General features: G+C 37.9%; 16 protein-coding genes and 1 pseudogene. 5 read left to right on the forward strand and 12 right to left on the reverse strand.

Annotated elements, in window-relative coordinates:
* The 4 genes from serS to ACTNBR_RS03490 form a co-directional block, all read right to left on the reverse strand.
* On the reverse strand, positions 1-1281 hold the full coding sequence (gene serS / locus ACTNBR_RS03475) for a serine--tRNA ligase (protein ID WP_427819309.1): 1281 nt from the start codon (positions 1279-1281) through the stop codon (positions 1-3).
* 62 nt (positions 1282-1343) lie between these two features.
* On the reverse strand, positions 1344-1880 hold the full coding sequence (locus tag ACTNBR_RS03480; protein ID WP_427807288.1) for a DUF4446 family protein: 537 nt from the start codon (positions 1878-1880) through the stop codon (positions 1344-1346).
* Positions 1881-1882: 2 nt separating this feature from the next.
* Complete coding sequence (locus tag ACTNBR_RS03485) at positions 1883-2791, reverse strand: ParB/RepB/Spo0J family partition protein (RefSeq protein ID WP_427807289.1); 909 nt, start codon at positions 2789-2791, stop codon at positions 1883-1885.
* Positions 2791-3561: a ParA family protein gene (locus ACTNBR_RS03490; RefSeq protein ID WP_427807290.1), complete on the reverse strand. Its 771-nt coding sequence runs from the start codon at positions 3559-3561 to the stop codon at positions 2791-2793. The genes ACTNBR_RS03485 and ACTNBR_RS03490 overlap by 1 nt, the downstream gene beginning before the upstream one ends.
* Before the next feature lie 287 nt (positions 3562-3848).
* On the opposite strand from ACTNBR_RS03490, the gene ACTNBR_RS03495 reads away from it, so the two are divergent.
* Positions 3849-4796: an alpha/beta fold hydrolase gene (locus ACTNBR_RS03495; RefSeq protein ID WP_441016444.1), complete on the forward strand. Its 948-nt coding sequence runs from the start codon at positions 3849-3851 to the stop codon at positions 4794-4796.
* Between the two features lie 62 nt (positions 4797-4858).
* Here the strand turns inward: ACTNBR_RS03495 and rsmG are convergent, their stop codons facing one another.
* The 8 genes and pseudogenes from rsmG to rpmH all read right to left on the reverse strand — a co-directional run bounded on the left by rsmG (position 4859) and on the right by rpmH (position 12130).
* Complete coding sequence (gene rsmG / locus ACTNBR_RS03500) at positions 4859-5572, reverse strand: 16S rRNA (guanine(527)-N(7))-methyltransferase RsmG (protein ID WP_427807292.1); 714 nt, start codon at positions 5570-5572, stop codon at positions 4859-4861.
* Between the two features lie 23 nt (positions 5573-5595).
* Complete coding sequence (gene mnmG, locus ACTNBR_RS03505; protein WP_427807294.1) at positions 5596-7488, reverse strand: tRNA uridine-5-carboxymethylaminomethyl(34) synthesis enzyme MnmG; 1893 nt, start codon at positions 7486-7488, stop codon at positions 5596-5598.
* Positions 7454-8833, reverse strand: coding sequence for a tRNA uridine-5-carboxymethylaminomethyl(34) synthesis GTPase MnmE (gene mnmE, locus ACTNBR_RS03510; RefSeq protein ID WP_427807296.1), 1380 nt, complete (start codon positions 8831-8833; stop codon positions 7454-7456). Before mnmE ends, mnmG begins: the two co-directional genes overlap by 35 nt.
* Before the next feature lie 132 nt (positions 8834-8965).
* Positions 8966-9925 carry an RNA-binding cell elongation regulator Jag/EloR gene (gene jag, locus ACTNBR_RS03515; RefSeq protein WP_427807298.1) on the reverse strand — a complete coding sequence of 320 codons (960 nt, stop codon included), beginning with the start codon at positions 9923-9925 and terminating at the stop codon, positions 8966-8968.
* 12 nt (positions 9926-9937) lie between these two features.
* Positions 9938-11203 (reverse strand): membrane protein insertase YidC, encoded by a 1266-nt coding sequence (yidC, locus tag ACTNBR_RS03520; protein ID WP_427807300.1) that lies wholly within the window; start codon positions 11201-11203, stop codon positions 9938-9940.
* An 84-nt stretch (positions 11204-11287) separates the two neighbouring features.
* The gene (gene yidD, locus ACTNBR_RS03525) at positions 11288-11533 is read right to left on the reverse strand and encodes a membrane protein insertion efficiency factor YidD (protein ID WP_427807339.1); all 246 of its coding nucleotides are present in this window, start codon (positions 11531-11533) and stop codon (positions 11288-11290) included.
* An 85-nt stretch (positions 11534-11618) separates the two neighbouring features.
* A pseudogene (gene rnpA, locus ACTNBR_RS03530) lies at positions 11619-11945 on the reverse strand (ribonuclease P protein component); the annotation flags it as partial.
* Positions 11946-11995: 50 nt separating this feature from the next.
* Positions 11996-12130, reverse strand: coding sequence for a 50S ribosomal protein L34 (gene rpmH, locus ACTNBR_RS03535; RefSeq protein ID WP_427807301.1), 135 nt, complete (start codon positions 12128-12130; stop codon positions 11996-11998).
* A 397-nt stretch (positions 12131-12527) separates the two neighbouring features.
* On the opposite strand from rpmH, the gene dnaA reads away from it, so the two are divergent.
* The 4 genes from dnaA to recF all read left to right on the forward strand — a co-directional run bounded on the left by dnaA (position 12528) and on the right by recF (position 16574).
* Positions 12528-13946: a chromosomal replication initiator protein DnaA gene (gene dnaA / locus ACTNBR_RS03540; RefSeq protein ID WP_427807302.1), complete on the forward strand. Its 1419-nt coding sequence runs from the start codon at positions 12528-12530 to the stop codon at positions 13944-13946.
* A gap of 194 nt (positions 13947-14140) precedes the next feature.
* Positions 14141-15250: a DNA polymerase III subunit beta gene (gene dnaN, locus ACTNBR_RS03545; RefSeq protein ID WP_441016447.1), complete on the forward strand. Its 1110-nt coding sequence runs from the start codon at positions 14141-14143 to the stop codon at positions 15248-15250.
* A gap of 16 nt (positions 15251-15266) precedes the next feature.
* On the forward strand, positions 15267-15476 hold the full coding sequence (locus ACTNBR_RS03550) for an RNA-binding S4 domain-containing protein (RefSeq protein ID WP_427807304.1): 210 nt from the start codon (positions 15267-15269) through the stop codon (positions 15474-15476).
* A gap of 12 nt (positions 15477-15488) precedes the next feature.
* Positions 15489-16574: a DNA replication/repair protein RecF gene (gene recF / locus ACTNBR_RS03555; protein ID WP_427819297.1), complete on the forward strand. Its 1086-nt coding sequence runs from the start codon at positions 15489-15491 to the stop codon at positions 16572-16574.
* Positions 16575-16581 lie beyond the last annotated feature (7 nt).

Raw genomic sequence — 16581 nt, forward strand, 5'->3', positions numbered from 1 at the left:
TTATCTGATTTCTGTCTTTCCACCCATGTATGGACGAAGTACTTCCGGAATTCTGACAGAACCATCAGCCTGAAGATTATTTTCAAGGAAGGCAATCAGCATTCTCGGAGGAGCTACTACGGTATTGTTCAGTGTATGAGCGAAATATTTGCTTCCGTCATTTCCTTTTACGCGGATGCCGAGACGTCTTGCCTGCGCATCTCCAAGGTTTGAACAGCTTCCTACTTCAAAATATTTCTTCTGTCTTGGTGACCATGCTTCTACGTCACAGGATTTTACTTTCAGGTCTGCAAGGTCTCCGGAGCAGCATTCCAGTGTACGTACCGGAATATCCAGAGAACGGAACAGATCTACTGTATTCTGCCACAGTTTATCATACCAGATTTTACTGTCTTCCGGCTTACATACGACGATCATTTCCTGTTTTTCAAACTGATGTATTCTGTATACACCACGTTCTTCGATTCCGTGTGCACCTTTTTCTTTACGGAAACACGGTGAATAAGAAGTAAGTGTCTGTGGAAGTTTATCCTCTTCAAGCATTGTGTCGATAAATTTACCGATCATGGAGTGTTCACTGGTTCCGATCAGGTATAAATCTTCTCCTTCGATCTTATACATCATGGAATCCATCTCAGCAAAGCTCATAACACCTGTTACTACGTTGCTGCGGATCATAAATGGCGGTACGCAGTAAGTAAATCCGCGGTCGATCATGAAATCACGTGCGTAAGAAATCACTGCAGAGTGAAGTCTTGCAATATCTCCCATCAGATAGTAGAATCCGTTTCCTGCTACTTTTCCTGCACTTTCAAGATCGATACCGTTGAATTTTTCCATAATTTCTGTGTGATACGGAATCTCAAAATCCGGAACAACCGGTTCACCGAATTTTTCGATTTCTACGTTTTCGCTGTCATCTTTTCCGATCGGTACGGACGGATCAATAATATTCGGAATAATCATCATGTCCTGTTTGATTTTTGCTTCTACTTCTTTTTCTTCCTGAGACAGTGATTCTACACGTTCTGCGTTTGCTTGTACCTGTTTTTTCAGTTCTTCTGCTTCTTCTTTTTTGCCCTGAGCCATGCATGCACCGATCTGTTTTGAGATTTTATTTCTTTCAGCGCGAAGTGCTTCTACTTCCTGCTTGATTTCACGGTTTTTCTTATCAAGTTCAATTACTTCATCAACTAACGGAAGTTTTTCATCCTGAAATTTCTTTCGAATATTTTCTTTTACTACTTCCGGATTCATTCTTACAAATTTGATGTCTAACATAATGTTTCTCCTTCTCTCTTAAAGTTTCCTTTTTTTCTGTAAAATAAACATCTTTTTCTTTTTTATTTCATCACAGACTGCACATCCGGATCATATACTTCCTGATAAATAGCCTGTTCTAAGGATTCAGCTTCTTCCTCTGCAAGTTCAATGTAACTTTCGCCGCGGACAATTTCTTTTATATAAGTGTAGCATCCTTCTCTGCTGTGCATTGCATTGATGACCCAGCCACTGTTATTTCCATCGAGAAGAGTCAATGCAAAGCTGAGTTTTCCTCCCATTTCATTGAAAGCATCATATTTTACAATGCCTACTTTCTGGTAATTGTTCTGCATTTCACGGAATAATTCTTTGATATCTGTCCGGTTCTTTTTTGCAATTTCTGTGATTTCATCCAGTTCATCGAATTTTTCAAGGATACTCTGTTCCAGATTTTTTCCGTCGCGTCCTCGCATAAATGAGGAATAACTGCTTTTCAGACGTTTATATTTCATATTTACATTGACAACCATAAAAAATAGAATCACAATCAATACGAGTAGAAAAATAAATATAAACGCCGGATCAATACCTATGGCAGCTAAAATCTTACTTTCCATTCTTATTCTCCTTCGCGTATCGACATCAGAAGTTCGAATATACGTTCTAATTCTGAATCTGAATAATATTCTATTTCAATTTTACCTTTTCCATTTGGTTTATGATTTACATGAACCTTCGTGCCAATGACACTCTTCATTCTTTCTTCCAGATTCTCATATACAAATGAATTCTGGATTTCTTTTTTAGGTTTTTCCTTTTTAGGATTTTTGATATCCTTAACCAGCTTTTCCGTCTCTCGAACGCTTAGTTTTTCATCAAAAATCTTATTCGCAAGTATATATTGTTGCTCCGGATCATCAATTGCCAAAAGTGCACGGGCATGTCCTGTAGAAATCATATCATCTACGATCATCTGCTGAACTTTATCACTTAATTTCAACAGACGCATGGAATTCGTCACAGCAGTTCTGCTCTTTGATACACGTTCAGCCACTTCATCCTGTTTCAAATGAAATTCTGTCAAAAGCTTTTTAAAAGCCATTGCTTCTTCAATTGGATTTAGATTTTCCCGCTGAATATTTTCAATTAGTGAGATTTCCACAATTTCCTGATCCGTATATTCTTTAATAATTACAGGAATTTCTTTTACTCCTGCCAGTTTTGCTGCTCTCCATCTGCGTTCACCGGCTATGATCTCATAGTAATCTTTTTTCTTTTGTACAATTAAAGGTTGTAATACACCAAATTGTTTTATTGAATCTGCTAATTCTAGTAATGCATCTTCTTCGAAATTTTTTCTGGGCTGTTCACGATTTGGTTCAACCTCATTAATTTTCATCATTATCTGTCCCGAGACATTTTCAGGTGTTTTCGGCGCTTCTACCGTTTTTTTTACCATTTTAGATGATTTATTATCGGGAATCAGACTGTCAAGGCCTTTTCCAAGTCCACTTCTTTTCACCGCCATTATTCATCTTCTCCTTTATGAATCACTTCGTCTGCTAATAACATATAGCTCTCAGCACCCGTCGATTTTGGATCATAAAAATTGATAGGTAATCCATGACTGGGAGCCTCTGCCAAACGAATATTTCTCGGTATAATAGTTTTATAAATCGTCTGATTCAGATTATCTTTAACATTCTCTACCACCTGAAGCGATAGATTTGTTCTGGCATCGTACATAGTAAATACTACGCCTTCCATTTCCAAGCGTTCATTCAGACGTGATTTTACCAACTCAATTGTTTTCATCAACTGACTTAAACCCTCAAGTGCATAATATTCGCACTGTATTGGTACAAGAACCGTATCCGCAGTCGTCATAGCATTGATTGTCAGCATACTAAGTGACGGTGGACAGTCTATAATAATAAAATCATAATTATCTTTTATCTTAAATATTTCATCTCGAAGAATATACTCTTTATTTTCGGCATCAATCAGTTCTATTTCAGCACCGGATAAATCAATATTTGTTGGAAGCACATCTAAATTGTCAAAAACATTTTTTTGGAGTACCTGTTCAATATCTGCTTCTCCAATAATTAAATCATATACAGTATACTCAACTTCGTCCTTATCAACACTAAGTCCGCTGGTCATATTACCTTGTGGATCCATATCAACCGCAAGAACTTTTTGTCCTTTAGCAGCAAGACAAGAAGAAAGATTAATAGCTGTTGTGGTTTTTCCTACTCCACCCTTCTGATTTGCAACTGCAATTATTCTTCCCATTAAAATAATACCCCTTTCCATAACAAATTATATAATTTGTTACAATCATATTGTATCACCATTTTTCTCGTAAATCTACCAAATGTTTCACGTGAAACATGATTTTAGCATAATTCATAAATAGACAAATGTTTCACGTGAAACATTTGTCTATTTAGAACCACCGATTATTTATATGTAAAATGTTTCACGTGAAACATACTGAATATCAATGATAAACACTTCCAACACTAACCAAAATATGATATAATATATTCAATTTAAAAGCAGAAAGGAATGATAATACATTGAAGAAAAAAATAAGCATCATTGCCATTCTTACTACATTGGTCACTCTTACAATGCATTTAATCAATAGAATTACATATTATATTGCTACAATTGATAATCTTCTTAACAACGCGGAAGGTAATTTTTATGAATGGCGTTTTGGAAAAATATATTATAAGAAACAAGGAACAGGTTCACCACTCCTTCTTATTCATGATTTGAATGCACACAGTTCCGGATATGAATGGAAACGCTGTGTCGGAAAGCTGGCTGAAAATCATACGGTTTACACAATTGATTTACTTGGATGTGGACGTTCAGATAAGCCGAATATTACTTATACAAATTATTTGTATGTTCAGATGCTAAATGATTTTGTGAAACATGTAATTAACGAAAAGACAGATGTGATTGCAACCGGATCTTCGTCGTCTATTGCCGTTATGGCATGTAATACAAGCGAAGAAATGATCAACCGAATTATTATGGTAAATCCTACTTCTCTGTCAGATTTAGCAAAATCACCGACAAAGAGAACCGTATTTTTGAAATGGTTGATTCAGATTCCTATATTAGGAACGCTATTATATAATATTCTTCAATCTGAAAAATATATTGAAGAAATCTTTCAGACAGATTATTATTATAATATAGAAGAAATAAACAATATGTCTGTGAAAGCTTATTATGAATCTGCCCATTTAGACAGCAGTCATTCTAAATATCTTTTTGCCAGTATAAAAGGGAGATATACAAATGCGAATATTCTTCACTGCATCAAGAATATTACAAATAGTATGTATATCATAACAGGCGAGGGCAATCCGGAACAAATAGAAACTGCAGAACAATATCAAAAATATGTTCCTGCTATTGAAACCATTTCCATTCCGGAAACAAAGTTCCTTCCACAGCTTGAAAAACCGGAAGCATTCATGGAGCAAATTAACATTTTTCTCATATAATCCAAAAGAAAACCCGTGTATACTGCATCTTCATATATTGCGCAATATACACGGGTTTTCTATTACTTCAATGGTTCTTTTGCAGGTAGACCTGCTTTTCTCGGAAATTTTTTTCCGGTAGATTTTATTTTTTCAACAACCAGAAGCGTTCTTCCTATATCGCTTCCGGGAAGCTGAAATTTTACGGTTTTTCTTTTCTTTCCGCCCAGAATCTTCAATGCAGTTTCTGCATTCTTTACTTCTTCCTCAATTTCGCCGGATTTATATGGAATAAATAATCCACCTGTCTTGACATATGGAAGACAATACTCTGATAATGTGGATAAATTTGCTACTGCTCTGGAAACAACCAGATCAAAATTTTCTCTATACTCTTCTTTTCGTGCATAATCTTCTGCACGTCCATGAATTGTGTGGATATCTTCTAATTTTAATTCCGATATAACTGTATCCAGAAATTTAATTCTTTTATTCAATGAATCCAAAAGTGTTACTTTCAAATGTGGGAAAGCAATCTTTAAAGGAATGCCGGGAAAGCCAGCTCCGGTTCCTACATCCATTACGGTTTCAATACTTCCTATATCAACTGCTTTCACGATAGAGAGACTATCTACAAAATGCTTTTCATTCACTTCTTCATACTCAGTGATTCCAGTCAGATTCATGACTTTGTTCCACTCGATCAGTAATTCAAAATAATTATTAAATTGCTGATATTGTCTCTCGCTCAATTGTATTCCCATTTCATTTAATTTTTGCTCAAATATTTTGCTCATAACCGCCTCTTTTATGTTTTATTCTAATGTCCCAGATATACAAGAAGAACCGATATATCTGCCGGAGAAACGCCGGAAATTCTGGAAGCCTGTCCAATCGAAACCGGCTTATACTGTTTCAGCTTTTGTACAGCTTCAATTCTTAAACTGGGCACAGCATCATAATCGATATCATCCGGAATTTTTCTTGTTTCAAGTTTTTTGAACTGTTCTACCTGCTTCATCTGTCGGCTTATATATCCTTCGTATTTGATATTAATATCAATCTGATCGATGATTTCCTGACTGAATTTTTCCGGTCTTTGCTCATCAATCGGTTCAAGCAACTGATAATTCAGTTCCGGTCTTCTTATCAATTCAGCAAGTGTTGATCCGGATGTAAGCGGTGTACTTCCATACTTTTCAAGAAGGTCCTGTACTTTTTCAGATGTTCCCACATTTACATGCTTCAGTCTCTCAATTTCTTCTGAAATAATTTTCTCTTTTTCCACAAACTTCTGATATCTCTCGTCAGATATCAACCCTATTTCGTGTCCTATTTTGGTTAATCTCTGATCAGCGTTATCCTGTCTTAACAAAAGTCTGTATTCTGCCCTGGATGTCATCATACGATAAGGTTCATGGCTCTCTTTCGTCACAAGATCATCAATTAGTACACCAATATATGCCTGAGAACGATCAATGGTGATCTGTTCTTTTCCCAGAACCTCTCTCGCAGCATTTATACCTGCAATCAACCCCTGCGCAGCAGCCTCTTCATACCCGGAACTTCCGTTAAACTGTCCTCCGCTGAATAATCCTCGTATCTTTTTAAACTCCAACGTCGGGTATAATTGTCTGGCATCTATGCAATCATACTCAATTGCATATGCATTTCGAACAATTTTGACATTTTCAAGTCCCGGCACACTCCGATACATAGCATACTGTACATCTTCAGGAAGAGAACTTGACATTCCTCCGACATACATTTCATTGGTGTCTAATCCTTCTGGTTCAATGAAAACCTGATGACGGCTCTTATCGGCAAATTTGACAACTTTATCTTCAATAGAAGGACAATATCTTGGTCCTGTTCCTTCTATCATTCCAGAATATAGTGGTGACCGATCCAAATTTTCACGAATAATCTCGTGTGTCTTCTCATTTGTGTAAGTGAGCCAGCAGGATACCTGGTCAATCTGCACATCCTCCGGATTTGTTGTAAAAGAAAAAGGAACAACTCTTTCATCACCAAACTGCTCTTCCATTTTACTGAAATCAATACTTCTTTTATCGATTCTGGCAGGAGTACCTGTTTTGAACCGATACATTTCTATTCCTAGATCTTTCAGACAATCTGTCAGATAATTTGCTGCCTGAAGCCCATTCGGACCGGTATGCATGCTTACATCACCATAAATACATCTTGCTTTCAGATACGTTCCGGTACACAATACAACCGCTTTACAATGGTAAATTGCACCGGAATACGTCTGTATTCCGGTAACCTGACCGTTTTCCACAAGAATATTTACCACTTCGCCTTGTTTTACTTCCAGGTTTTCCTGATTTTCCAAAGTTCTTCTCATCGTGTTGCTGTAATTCTTTTTATCAGCCTGTGCACGAAGGGAATGAACAGCCGGTCCCTTAGATTTATTTAACATTTTCGACTGTATAAACGTCTTGTCGATCGTTTTTCCCATCTCACCGCCGAGTGCATCGAGCTCACGTACAAGATGTCCCTTTGAGGTTCCTCCTATATTCGGGTTACAAGGCATCATGGCAATGCTTTCCACGCTGACCGTAAATACAATCGTCCGAAGTCCAAGTCTCGCTGATGCCAGAGCGGCCTCACATCCTGCATGTCCTGCACCGACTACAACAACATCATATTGATCTTTATTTTCCCATACAGAATTTGCTGAATATTTCATTTACCAAATCTTCTCCTATCGTTTCACCGGTAATGCTTCCCAAAGATTCATATGCATCCATAAGATCAATGGTAAAAAAATCCTCCGGCATTTGATTCTCTATGCTGTCCATTACTTTTCCCAGACTCTGATAAGCATCATTTAAAGCTGCTTTATGTCTGGCATTGGTAATATAAATTTCATCATTAAAAGATAACTCTCCGTGATAAAACATTTCTTTCAATGTGGATTCCAACTCATGAATTCCAGTCTCTTCTTTTGCAGATATTTCAATCATCGGCTTAGTTATCCACTTTTTCAACTCATCTTTATCAACAACTGTGGATAAGTCCGTCTTATTCAGCAATATAATAGCACGTTTTTCCCGAATCATGTTGATAATTTCAAAATCATTTTCATCTAACGGAATCGAAGAATCCACAACATAAATAATCAAATCCGCTTCTTCTGCATTTGCACGTGCCTTATCCACACCGATTTTTTCTACAATATCTTCCGTATGCCGTATCCCTGCAGTATCCATAATATTTAAAGATACGCCCTGGAGCTGTATATTCTCTTCCAATACATCCCGGGTCGTACCGGCTATGTCTGTTACGATAGCTCTTTCTTCACCAAGCAGAGTATTTAACAGAGAAGATTTTCCTGCATTGGGCTTTCCTACTATTACCGTCTTTATTCCCTCTCGGATTATTCTCCCATTATCCACAGTGTCAAGCAGCTTCTTAATCTCTGCCATCAGCTTATCCACAACACCTCTTAATTTATCCCCATACCCATCTACGCTGATATGCTCAGGGTCGTCCAGGGCAGTTTCAATGAATGCAGTATGATATAGAATTTCTTCTCTTATCTCTTTTATTTTCTTATGAACCGAACCTTTTAACTGGTTGACAGAACTTTTCAATGCATATTCATTCTTGGAATTGATAATGTCAATCACTGCTTCGGCCTGAGACAGATCCATTCTTCCGTTCAAGAATGCTCTCTTTGAAAATTCACCGGGTTCTGCAGGGCGTGCGCCGTATTTAATCACCGTTTCCAATATCTTTTTCGTAACAAATACACCGCCATGACAATCAATTTCTACCGTATCTTCTCCTGTATAGCTATGTGGTCCTCTCATCAGAAGTACCAGCACCTCATCAATTGTATCATCTCCATCCATAATGTATCCATAATGAATCGTATGACTTTTCTGTTCGGACAGGATTTTATCTTTCTTTCCTTTATAAATCTTATCTATCACATCAAATGCATCTTCACCACTGATTCTTACGATTCCAATTCCGGAATTTGTCATCGCGGTTGAAATCGCAGCAATCGTATCTGTTCGAAATCCCATAACTGACCCTCCATTTTCCCTATTAGAACATTGTAAGATATCTTGCGCCAAATCGCAAGCTTCGCATAACTCTTGGTTGAATAAAATATTTAAAAAGAGCCGTTTCCTTTTCCAGGAAACGGCTCTCATTGATTATCGCCTGTTTGGAGTTACCACAACTCTTCTGTATGGCTCTTCTCCTTCGCTGTGTGTTGACACTCTGTCGTCATTCTGAAGTGCAGAATGAATGATTCTTCTTTCATATGGATTCATCGGCTCCAGAGATACCGGCTTTCTGGTACGTTTTACCTTATATGCGATATTCTTTGCCAAATTTTCAAGTGTCTGTTTTCTTCTTCTTCTGTAGTCTTCGGTATCAAGTTTTACTCTTACATAACCTTCCTGTGACTTATTCGCAACACGATTTGTAAGATACTGAAGAGAATCCAGTGTCTGACCGCGTTTTCCGATCAGGATTCCCATATCGTCACCCTTCATTTCAATGGCAAGTGCTCCGTCTTCATCTACTACCGAAGTAAATTCTACTTCACCCATTCCCATTGCCTTTAATACATCACGCAGGAAATCTTCACAGATCTTTTTGGTTTCTTCTGTAACCACTGCAACTTCGATTTCTTTGCGCTCCGGCTGCGATACTTCTTTCTTCTCTTCCTGAACAGGAGCTGCTGTTTCTTTCTTATACTCTTTCTTAAAATCTTTCTTGTACTCTTTTTTTGAATCTTTTTTATATTCTTTTTTGTAATCCTTATTATTCTCTTTCTTGGGATCTTTTTTGAAATCTTTACGGTTTTCTTTCTTCAAGTCATTCTTTATCTCATTTTTAACTTCATTCTTAACTTCAGATTTCTGTTCTTCTTTTACTTCCGGCTTAGATTCAAAAATTTCTGATACAGAAATGGTCTCTTCCTGCTCTGCTTTTTCTTTTTTAAGTCGGGCTTTGATGACTGCCTGTTTGCTTCCGATTCCGAAAAATCCTGTACTTCCTTTTTCGATGACATCATATTCCATCTGGTCACTTGAAACCCCCAGCTGAATGGAAGCTTCTGTGATTGCATCATCTAATGTTTTTGCCGAAACTGTAATTTCTTTCATCATCATTACCCCCTATTTATTGCTTTCATTGAACTTCTTGACCATATTTGCTTTTGATGCAAGACTTCCCTCTTTCGCATTTTCATTCAGTTTTCTTGCATTTTCAAGTTTTGCTTCCAAAGCCTTCTCTTCTTCGGCACTTCTGCTCTTTTCAATCTTGCGTCCCTTTTTCTGTGCCATTTCATTCACATACTGTGATTCAACTTTCTTCTTATTCTCACGTTTTTTAGCCGCTTTTTCCATATTCTGTTCGATCAGTTCATCCATCGGCATTTTGCTCAGATGTTTATTGATAAAGAACTGCTGAACCATACGTACTACCGCACTGGTGATCCAGTAAAGACCAAGACCGGTCGGCATCGTGAAACACATAAATACAGAAAGCAGAGGCATCGTGATGTTCATGGTTTTCATGGTTGCGGCAACCTGGTTCTCCTGATCAGTATTGCCATTGTTCTGAGATACCATCTTCACACTCAGATACTGGGTCAGACCAGCAAGAATCGGAATCATAAGTGCTGCGATCACAATTCCGAATGCTCCGGCTGAGAATCCGTCTTTAATCAGGTTCAAAGGAGCTTCTGCAATGTTCAGTCCCAAAAAGTTGTTCATCTTTTCGAGTTGTGCCATTGTAGATTCAATTGTTGACTGCAGAGCCGGGAATCCTTCTTTCAAAGTTTCCCATGTGGAAGACTGGAATTTGTATAAAACATCAATCAGGATGTTCGTATTCGAATAATCGTATTTTGACGGATCCATCAGAATCGGTTTTGCTTCACCGATGGATTCCATTATTTTCTGCCATCCGTTTGTAGATGTAATTCCTTCAATCAACGGAGTATAGACATCTTTTACCTGACTTACATAAGCAGGTATACCACGAATTACATACCACATTGCCCAGAGGAACGGGAACTGGATAAACATCGGGAGACATCCGCTTGTAGGGGATACTCCATATTTTTCATAGACCAGCTGTGTCTCTTCCTGCATTTTCTCCATGGAAGCCTGGTCTTTCTTGCCCTGATACTTTTTCTGGATCTTCTGAATTTCAGGGTTCATTGCAGCAGACATCTTCGAAAACTTCTGCTGTTTAATCGTAAGCGGAATCATCAGTGTGTAAATAACGACTGTCAAAAGAATGATACAGATACCAATGTTCTGTATACCGAAGACTCCATTCATTACTCGGTAAATTCCATCCATAACTTTACCGAGCAGCCAGGCAGCCTGTCCGATAATCGGCGTGCTGACCTGTGTCATTACAAAACCTGTCATATTTTTTCCTCCATAATTTTCTAAAGACCTTTTACTTTGATTGGAAAATGAAGGTCTTCTGCCCCGAAACTGGGCAGCAAATCATTAAGGCACAGGATCATATCCGCCCTTCGCAAACGGATTGCACCGGAGTATTCTCCAGGCTGCGAGCAAACCGCCTTTAAGCGCTCCATATTTTTCAATTGCCTCCAACGCATATTCGGAACAGGTTGGAACATAAATACAATGATATCTTGTCTTTAATGGAGACAAATATTTTCTGTAAAAACGAATTAAAAATAGTAATAATCTCTTCAATTTTTCATCTCTCCGTGCCTTTTGCACATCCATCTTCCTGATATGCTGAACCGGCATGATCCGGTCCGGGTTCGCCTTTCTGCTGTTCATTTTTACAAATGTCCTGCTTCACGCAAACAATATTATGAAGTTTTCCCAAGTGGATGAGTGCGCTTTCAATCTCTCTGTACGATTTTTCTTTCGCTGACACTCTTGCGATAATTACAAAATCATATCCACATTGGAACATGTCCTCATGCAGCCTGTAACTCTCTCTTATCAGTCGGGTTAAATGATGTCTTACAATACTATTTCCGACTTTTTTGCTGACCGATATTCCGACCCGGTTCTTTCCAAGATCATTCTTCAGCACATACATAACGAGATACCGGTTGCCATAAGACTTTCCTCTACGGTAAACTACCTGGAAATCTTTGTTTTTTTTCAGTGATTCTGAAAATTTCATACGCTTCTTCCCCTGTTTTTTTGTAGAAGAAAAGGCCACATGTCTGCGGCCTAAGCTGATAATACTTTTCTTCCTTTTGCTCTTCTTGCTGCAAGAACTTTTCTTCCACCTGCTGTAGCCATTCTTGCTCTGAATCCATGAACTTTAGATCTTGAACGTTTTTTTGGCTGGAATGTCATTTTCATTGATATCCACCTCCTATCCGATTACTCCCTATTAAAATATTAGATTATAAACTTTTTAAGACATCATTTTTGATTATAGACAAAAAAGCTTGTAAAGTCAAGAAAAACACGGTTATTTTATCATCAACTTTATCCCCATTTTGTTGATAACTATGTGGAAAATGGTTGATAACCTGTGTATGGATATTTTTTTAACATAAAATAACGCGTATTTAAGCGATTTTCTCATGTTAAAAAGTTTTCCCTACTTATTTTTCATTGATTATATAGGAATTTTAATGTAGAATATATATGTATGATTATGCAATTTTATCTTTGAAGACATGTTTTCTTCTTATTGTAAATAGATTTTGACATAATCTGACCGACTATACGCTGAAATGGAGTTTTAACTAAGATGGATACTGTAAAAGAAAAATGGGAAGAGATTATTCAAAAACTGAAGGTAGAATACTTCTTATCAAATATATCCTTTGAAACATGGATCAGACCCCTTGAAGTATATGACATCGTAGGAGATACTTTGTATTTGTCCATCAACTTCAAGGCCAGCATTGAACATATACAGAATAAGTATCTTCTTCCGCTCAAAGTATGTATTGCTGAAGTAACCGGTGTGGAATATGATATTAAATTTATTCCAAAAGATATTCCTGATTCTGAGATGGCATTCTATAAAATGGAAAATAATCTGAATTCCCGACAGGAAGAACCAAAAGCAAAACCAAAAAACAAAAGAATTAATAATATTTCCGAGCAGGCGAATCTCAATCCGAAATATACCTTTGATACGTTCGTTGTCGGCGGAAACAATAATTTCGCCCATGCTGCTTCCCTTGCGGTAGCCGAATCACCGGGAGAAGTCTACAATCCTCTCTTCCTTTACGGAGGTGTAGGATTGGGAAAAACGCATTTGATGCATTCAGTTGCTCATTATATTCTGGAGAAGGATCCTTCCAAAAAGGTGCTTTATGTAACCAGTGAGACATTTACCAACGAACTGATCGATGCGATCCGAATTGGTAAAACAGGAAATGAACTTGCAATGACTGCTTTCAGGGACAAGTACCGTAATAATGATGTACTTCTGATTGACGATGTACAGTTTATTATAGGAAAAGAAAGTACACAGGAAGAATTTTTCCATACATTCAATCACTTACACAATGCCGGAAAGCAGATCATTATTTCGAGTGATAAACCTCCAAAAGACATGGAGACTCTCGAAGCCCGTCTGCGAACTCGTTTTGAATGGGGATTGATTGCAGATATTTCCGCTCCGGATTATGAGACACGTATGGCCATTCTTTATAAGAAAATCGAAATTGACCAGCTGGAACGTTACAATATACCGAATGAAGTTATTCAGTATATAGCCACCAACATAAAAACCAATATCCGGGAACTTGAGGGTTCTCTTAATAAACTGATTGCTCTGTACCGGATCAATAATAATCAGAAAGAAATTGACATCAAACTGGCTGCCGAAGCATTAAAGGATCTCATTTCACCGAATGAGAACCGTGAAGTAACCCCTGAACTTATTATTGATGTCGTTTCTGAACACTTTAACATTCCGATTTCTGACCTGAAAAGCAGCAAAAGGAATGCTGAAATTGCAAATGCAAGGCAGATTGCCATGTACTTATGCCGTAAAATGACGGATACGCCACTTAAGACCATAGGACTTCTTCTGGGTGGTCGAGATCACTCCACTGTGAATCATGGTGTGGATAAAGTGGCAAATGATGTGGAAAAGAACGAAACTTTGAGGAATACTATCGACATTATTAAGAAAAAGATCAACCCGGTATAATTCATTCAAAAAGTTTTCCCAACCTCATAAACATCATTTTCTGAAGCTGTCAACGGACTTGTCCTTTTCTGAAATGCTTGATTTTCAAGGGGTTTAGGTACTTACCCACATTTCCACAGCCCCTAATAAGGATAAGGCGGATATTTTTTATATATATTATTTATAATTGCTCGTTGAAAGGAGTTATACACACTATGAAAATCAGATGTCAGAAGGCTGACCTTGTAAAGGGAGTCAGTATTGTATCAAAAGCTGTGCCGACCAAGACAACAATGCCAATTCTGGAATGTATCTTAATAGATGCTACAACAAACATTATCAAGCTCACAGCAAATGATATGGAACTGGGTATTGAAACTGTCATAGAAGGAAATATCGAACAAAAAGGAATGATCGCACTGGATGCGAGAATTTTCTCCGATATTGTAAGAAAGCTTCCCGATAATGATATTGTAATTGAGTCAGATGATAATCAGCAGACACTTATTACCTGTGAAAAAGCTAAATTTAATATTTCAGGCAAATCAGGAGAGGATTTCTCCTATCTTCCATATATCGAAAGAGAAGAACCGATCATCATTTCCCAGTTCACTCTGAAAGAAGTGATCAGACAGACTATTTTCTCTATTGCAGATAATGACAGCAATAAATTAATGACTGGTGAACTTTTTGAAATCCATGATGATATGCTGAAGGTTGTTTCTCTGGATGGCCATCGTATTTCGATTCGTAAGATTGCCCTTAAGAAAGCTTATGATCCGCTTAAGGTTGTTGTTCCGGGAAAGACACTGATGGAAGTAAGTAAGATTCTTTCAGGAGAAGTAGATAGTGAAGTAAATCTGTATTTTACAAATAACCATATTGTTTTCGAATTTGATCAGACAGTCGTTGTTTCCAGATTAATTGAAGGTGAGTATTTTAAAATTGATCAGATGCTCTCAAATGATTATGAAACAAAAGTGAGAATTAACAAGAAAGAATTTTTGAACTGTATTGACCGTGCAACGCTTCTTGTAAAAGAAGGCGATAAAAAACCGGTAATTATTAATATCACAGATGAAATCATGGAACTGAAGATCAAATCACAGCTTGGAACCATGGATGAAGAAATTATGATTACAAAAGAAGGAAGAGATCTTCTGATCGGATTCAATCCGAAATTCCTGATTGATGCTCTTAGAGTGATTGAAGACGAAGAGGTTGACCTATATTTTATGAATGCCAAGGCACCATGTTTCATTAAGGATGAAAAGGAAACGTATATTTACCTGATTCTTCCGGTGAACTTCAGCGGCGTGGCATAAGACAAGAGGAGAAACTATGTATACGATTAAGTTGAGAGAAGAATATATCAAGCTTGGACAGGCACTGAAGGCTGCAGGGCTGGTGTCTTCCGGAATTGAAGCGAAAGAAGTAATCATGGACGGTCTTGTAAAGGTAAATGGAGAGGTAGATACAAGACGTGGCAAGAAGCTGTACGATGGAGATACGGTTTCTTACGATGGGGAAGATATTAAAATTGAAAAATAAGTTGGTGTGTCTATGATTATCAAATCATTGAAGTTGAAAGATTACAGAAATTATGAATTGCTGAATATTGAATTTGATAAGGCAACCAATATTTTCTACGGAGACAATGCGCAGGGAAAGACAAATATCCTGGAAGCTGTGTACCTTTCCGGTACGACAAAGTCGCACAGAGGAACCAGAGATAGGGATTTGATCCGGTTCGGACAGGAGGAGTCTCATATCGAGACGATCATCGAGAAGAACAAAGTTCCCTGGCAGATCGATATGCATTTGAAGAAGAACAGTCCAAAAGGAATCGCGATCAATAAGGTTCCGATCCGAAAAGCGAGTGAGCTTTTTGGGCTGATGAATTTTGTGTTTTTTTCGCCGGAGGATCTGAATATTATCAAAAACGGCCCGGCGGAAAGAAGAAGATTCATGGATCTGGAATTGTCCCAGTTGGATAAAGTCTATCTTCGGGATCTGGCAAATTATAACCGGATCGTCAATCAGAGAAATAAGCTTCTGAAAGATGCCGTGTATCAGTCGGAGCTTATCGATACTCTGGATGTCTGGGATATGCAGCTGGTCGCATACGGAGATAAGATTATTGCCAGGAGAAAGAAGTTTATTTCTGAAGTAAATGAAATCATTGATGAGATACATTACAGGCTGACGGGTGGCAAAGAGAGAATATGCCTCTCCTATGAATCGGGATGCGGTGCATATTCGCTGGAAGCTGCTCTTAAGAGAAACAGAGAGAGGGATATCCGGACAAAGAGCACCTCTGCCGGTCCGCATCGGGACGATATCTGCTTCATGGCAGGAGAACTGGATATCCGCAAATTCGGTTCCCAGGGACAGCAGAGAACGGCGGCTCTTTCGCTCAAACTTTCTGAAATTGAACTGGTAAAGCTGATTATAAGGGATACTCCGGTGCTTTTACTTGACGATGTTTTGTCTGAACTCGATAAACACAGGCAAAACTATTTATTAGACAGTATTCATGATATACAGACTCTGATCACCTGTACAGGCCTGGATGAGTTTGTAAATCACAGATTTTCAATAAACAAAGTATTTCATGTTCTTAACGGACATGTATCAAACGAGAATTAGGAGGATA

Origin of the sequence: Bariatricus sp. HCP28S3_F11 (assembly GCF_052065395.1) — a bacterium.
Taxonomy (GTDB): domain Bacteria; phylum Bacillota; class Clostridia; order Lachnospirales; family Lachnospiraceae; genus Allocoprococcus.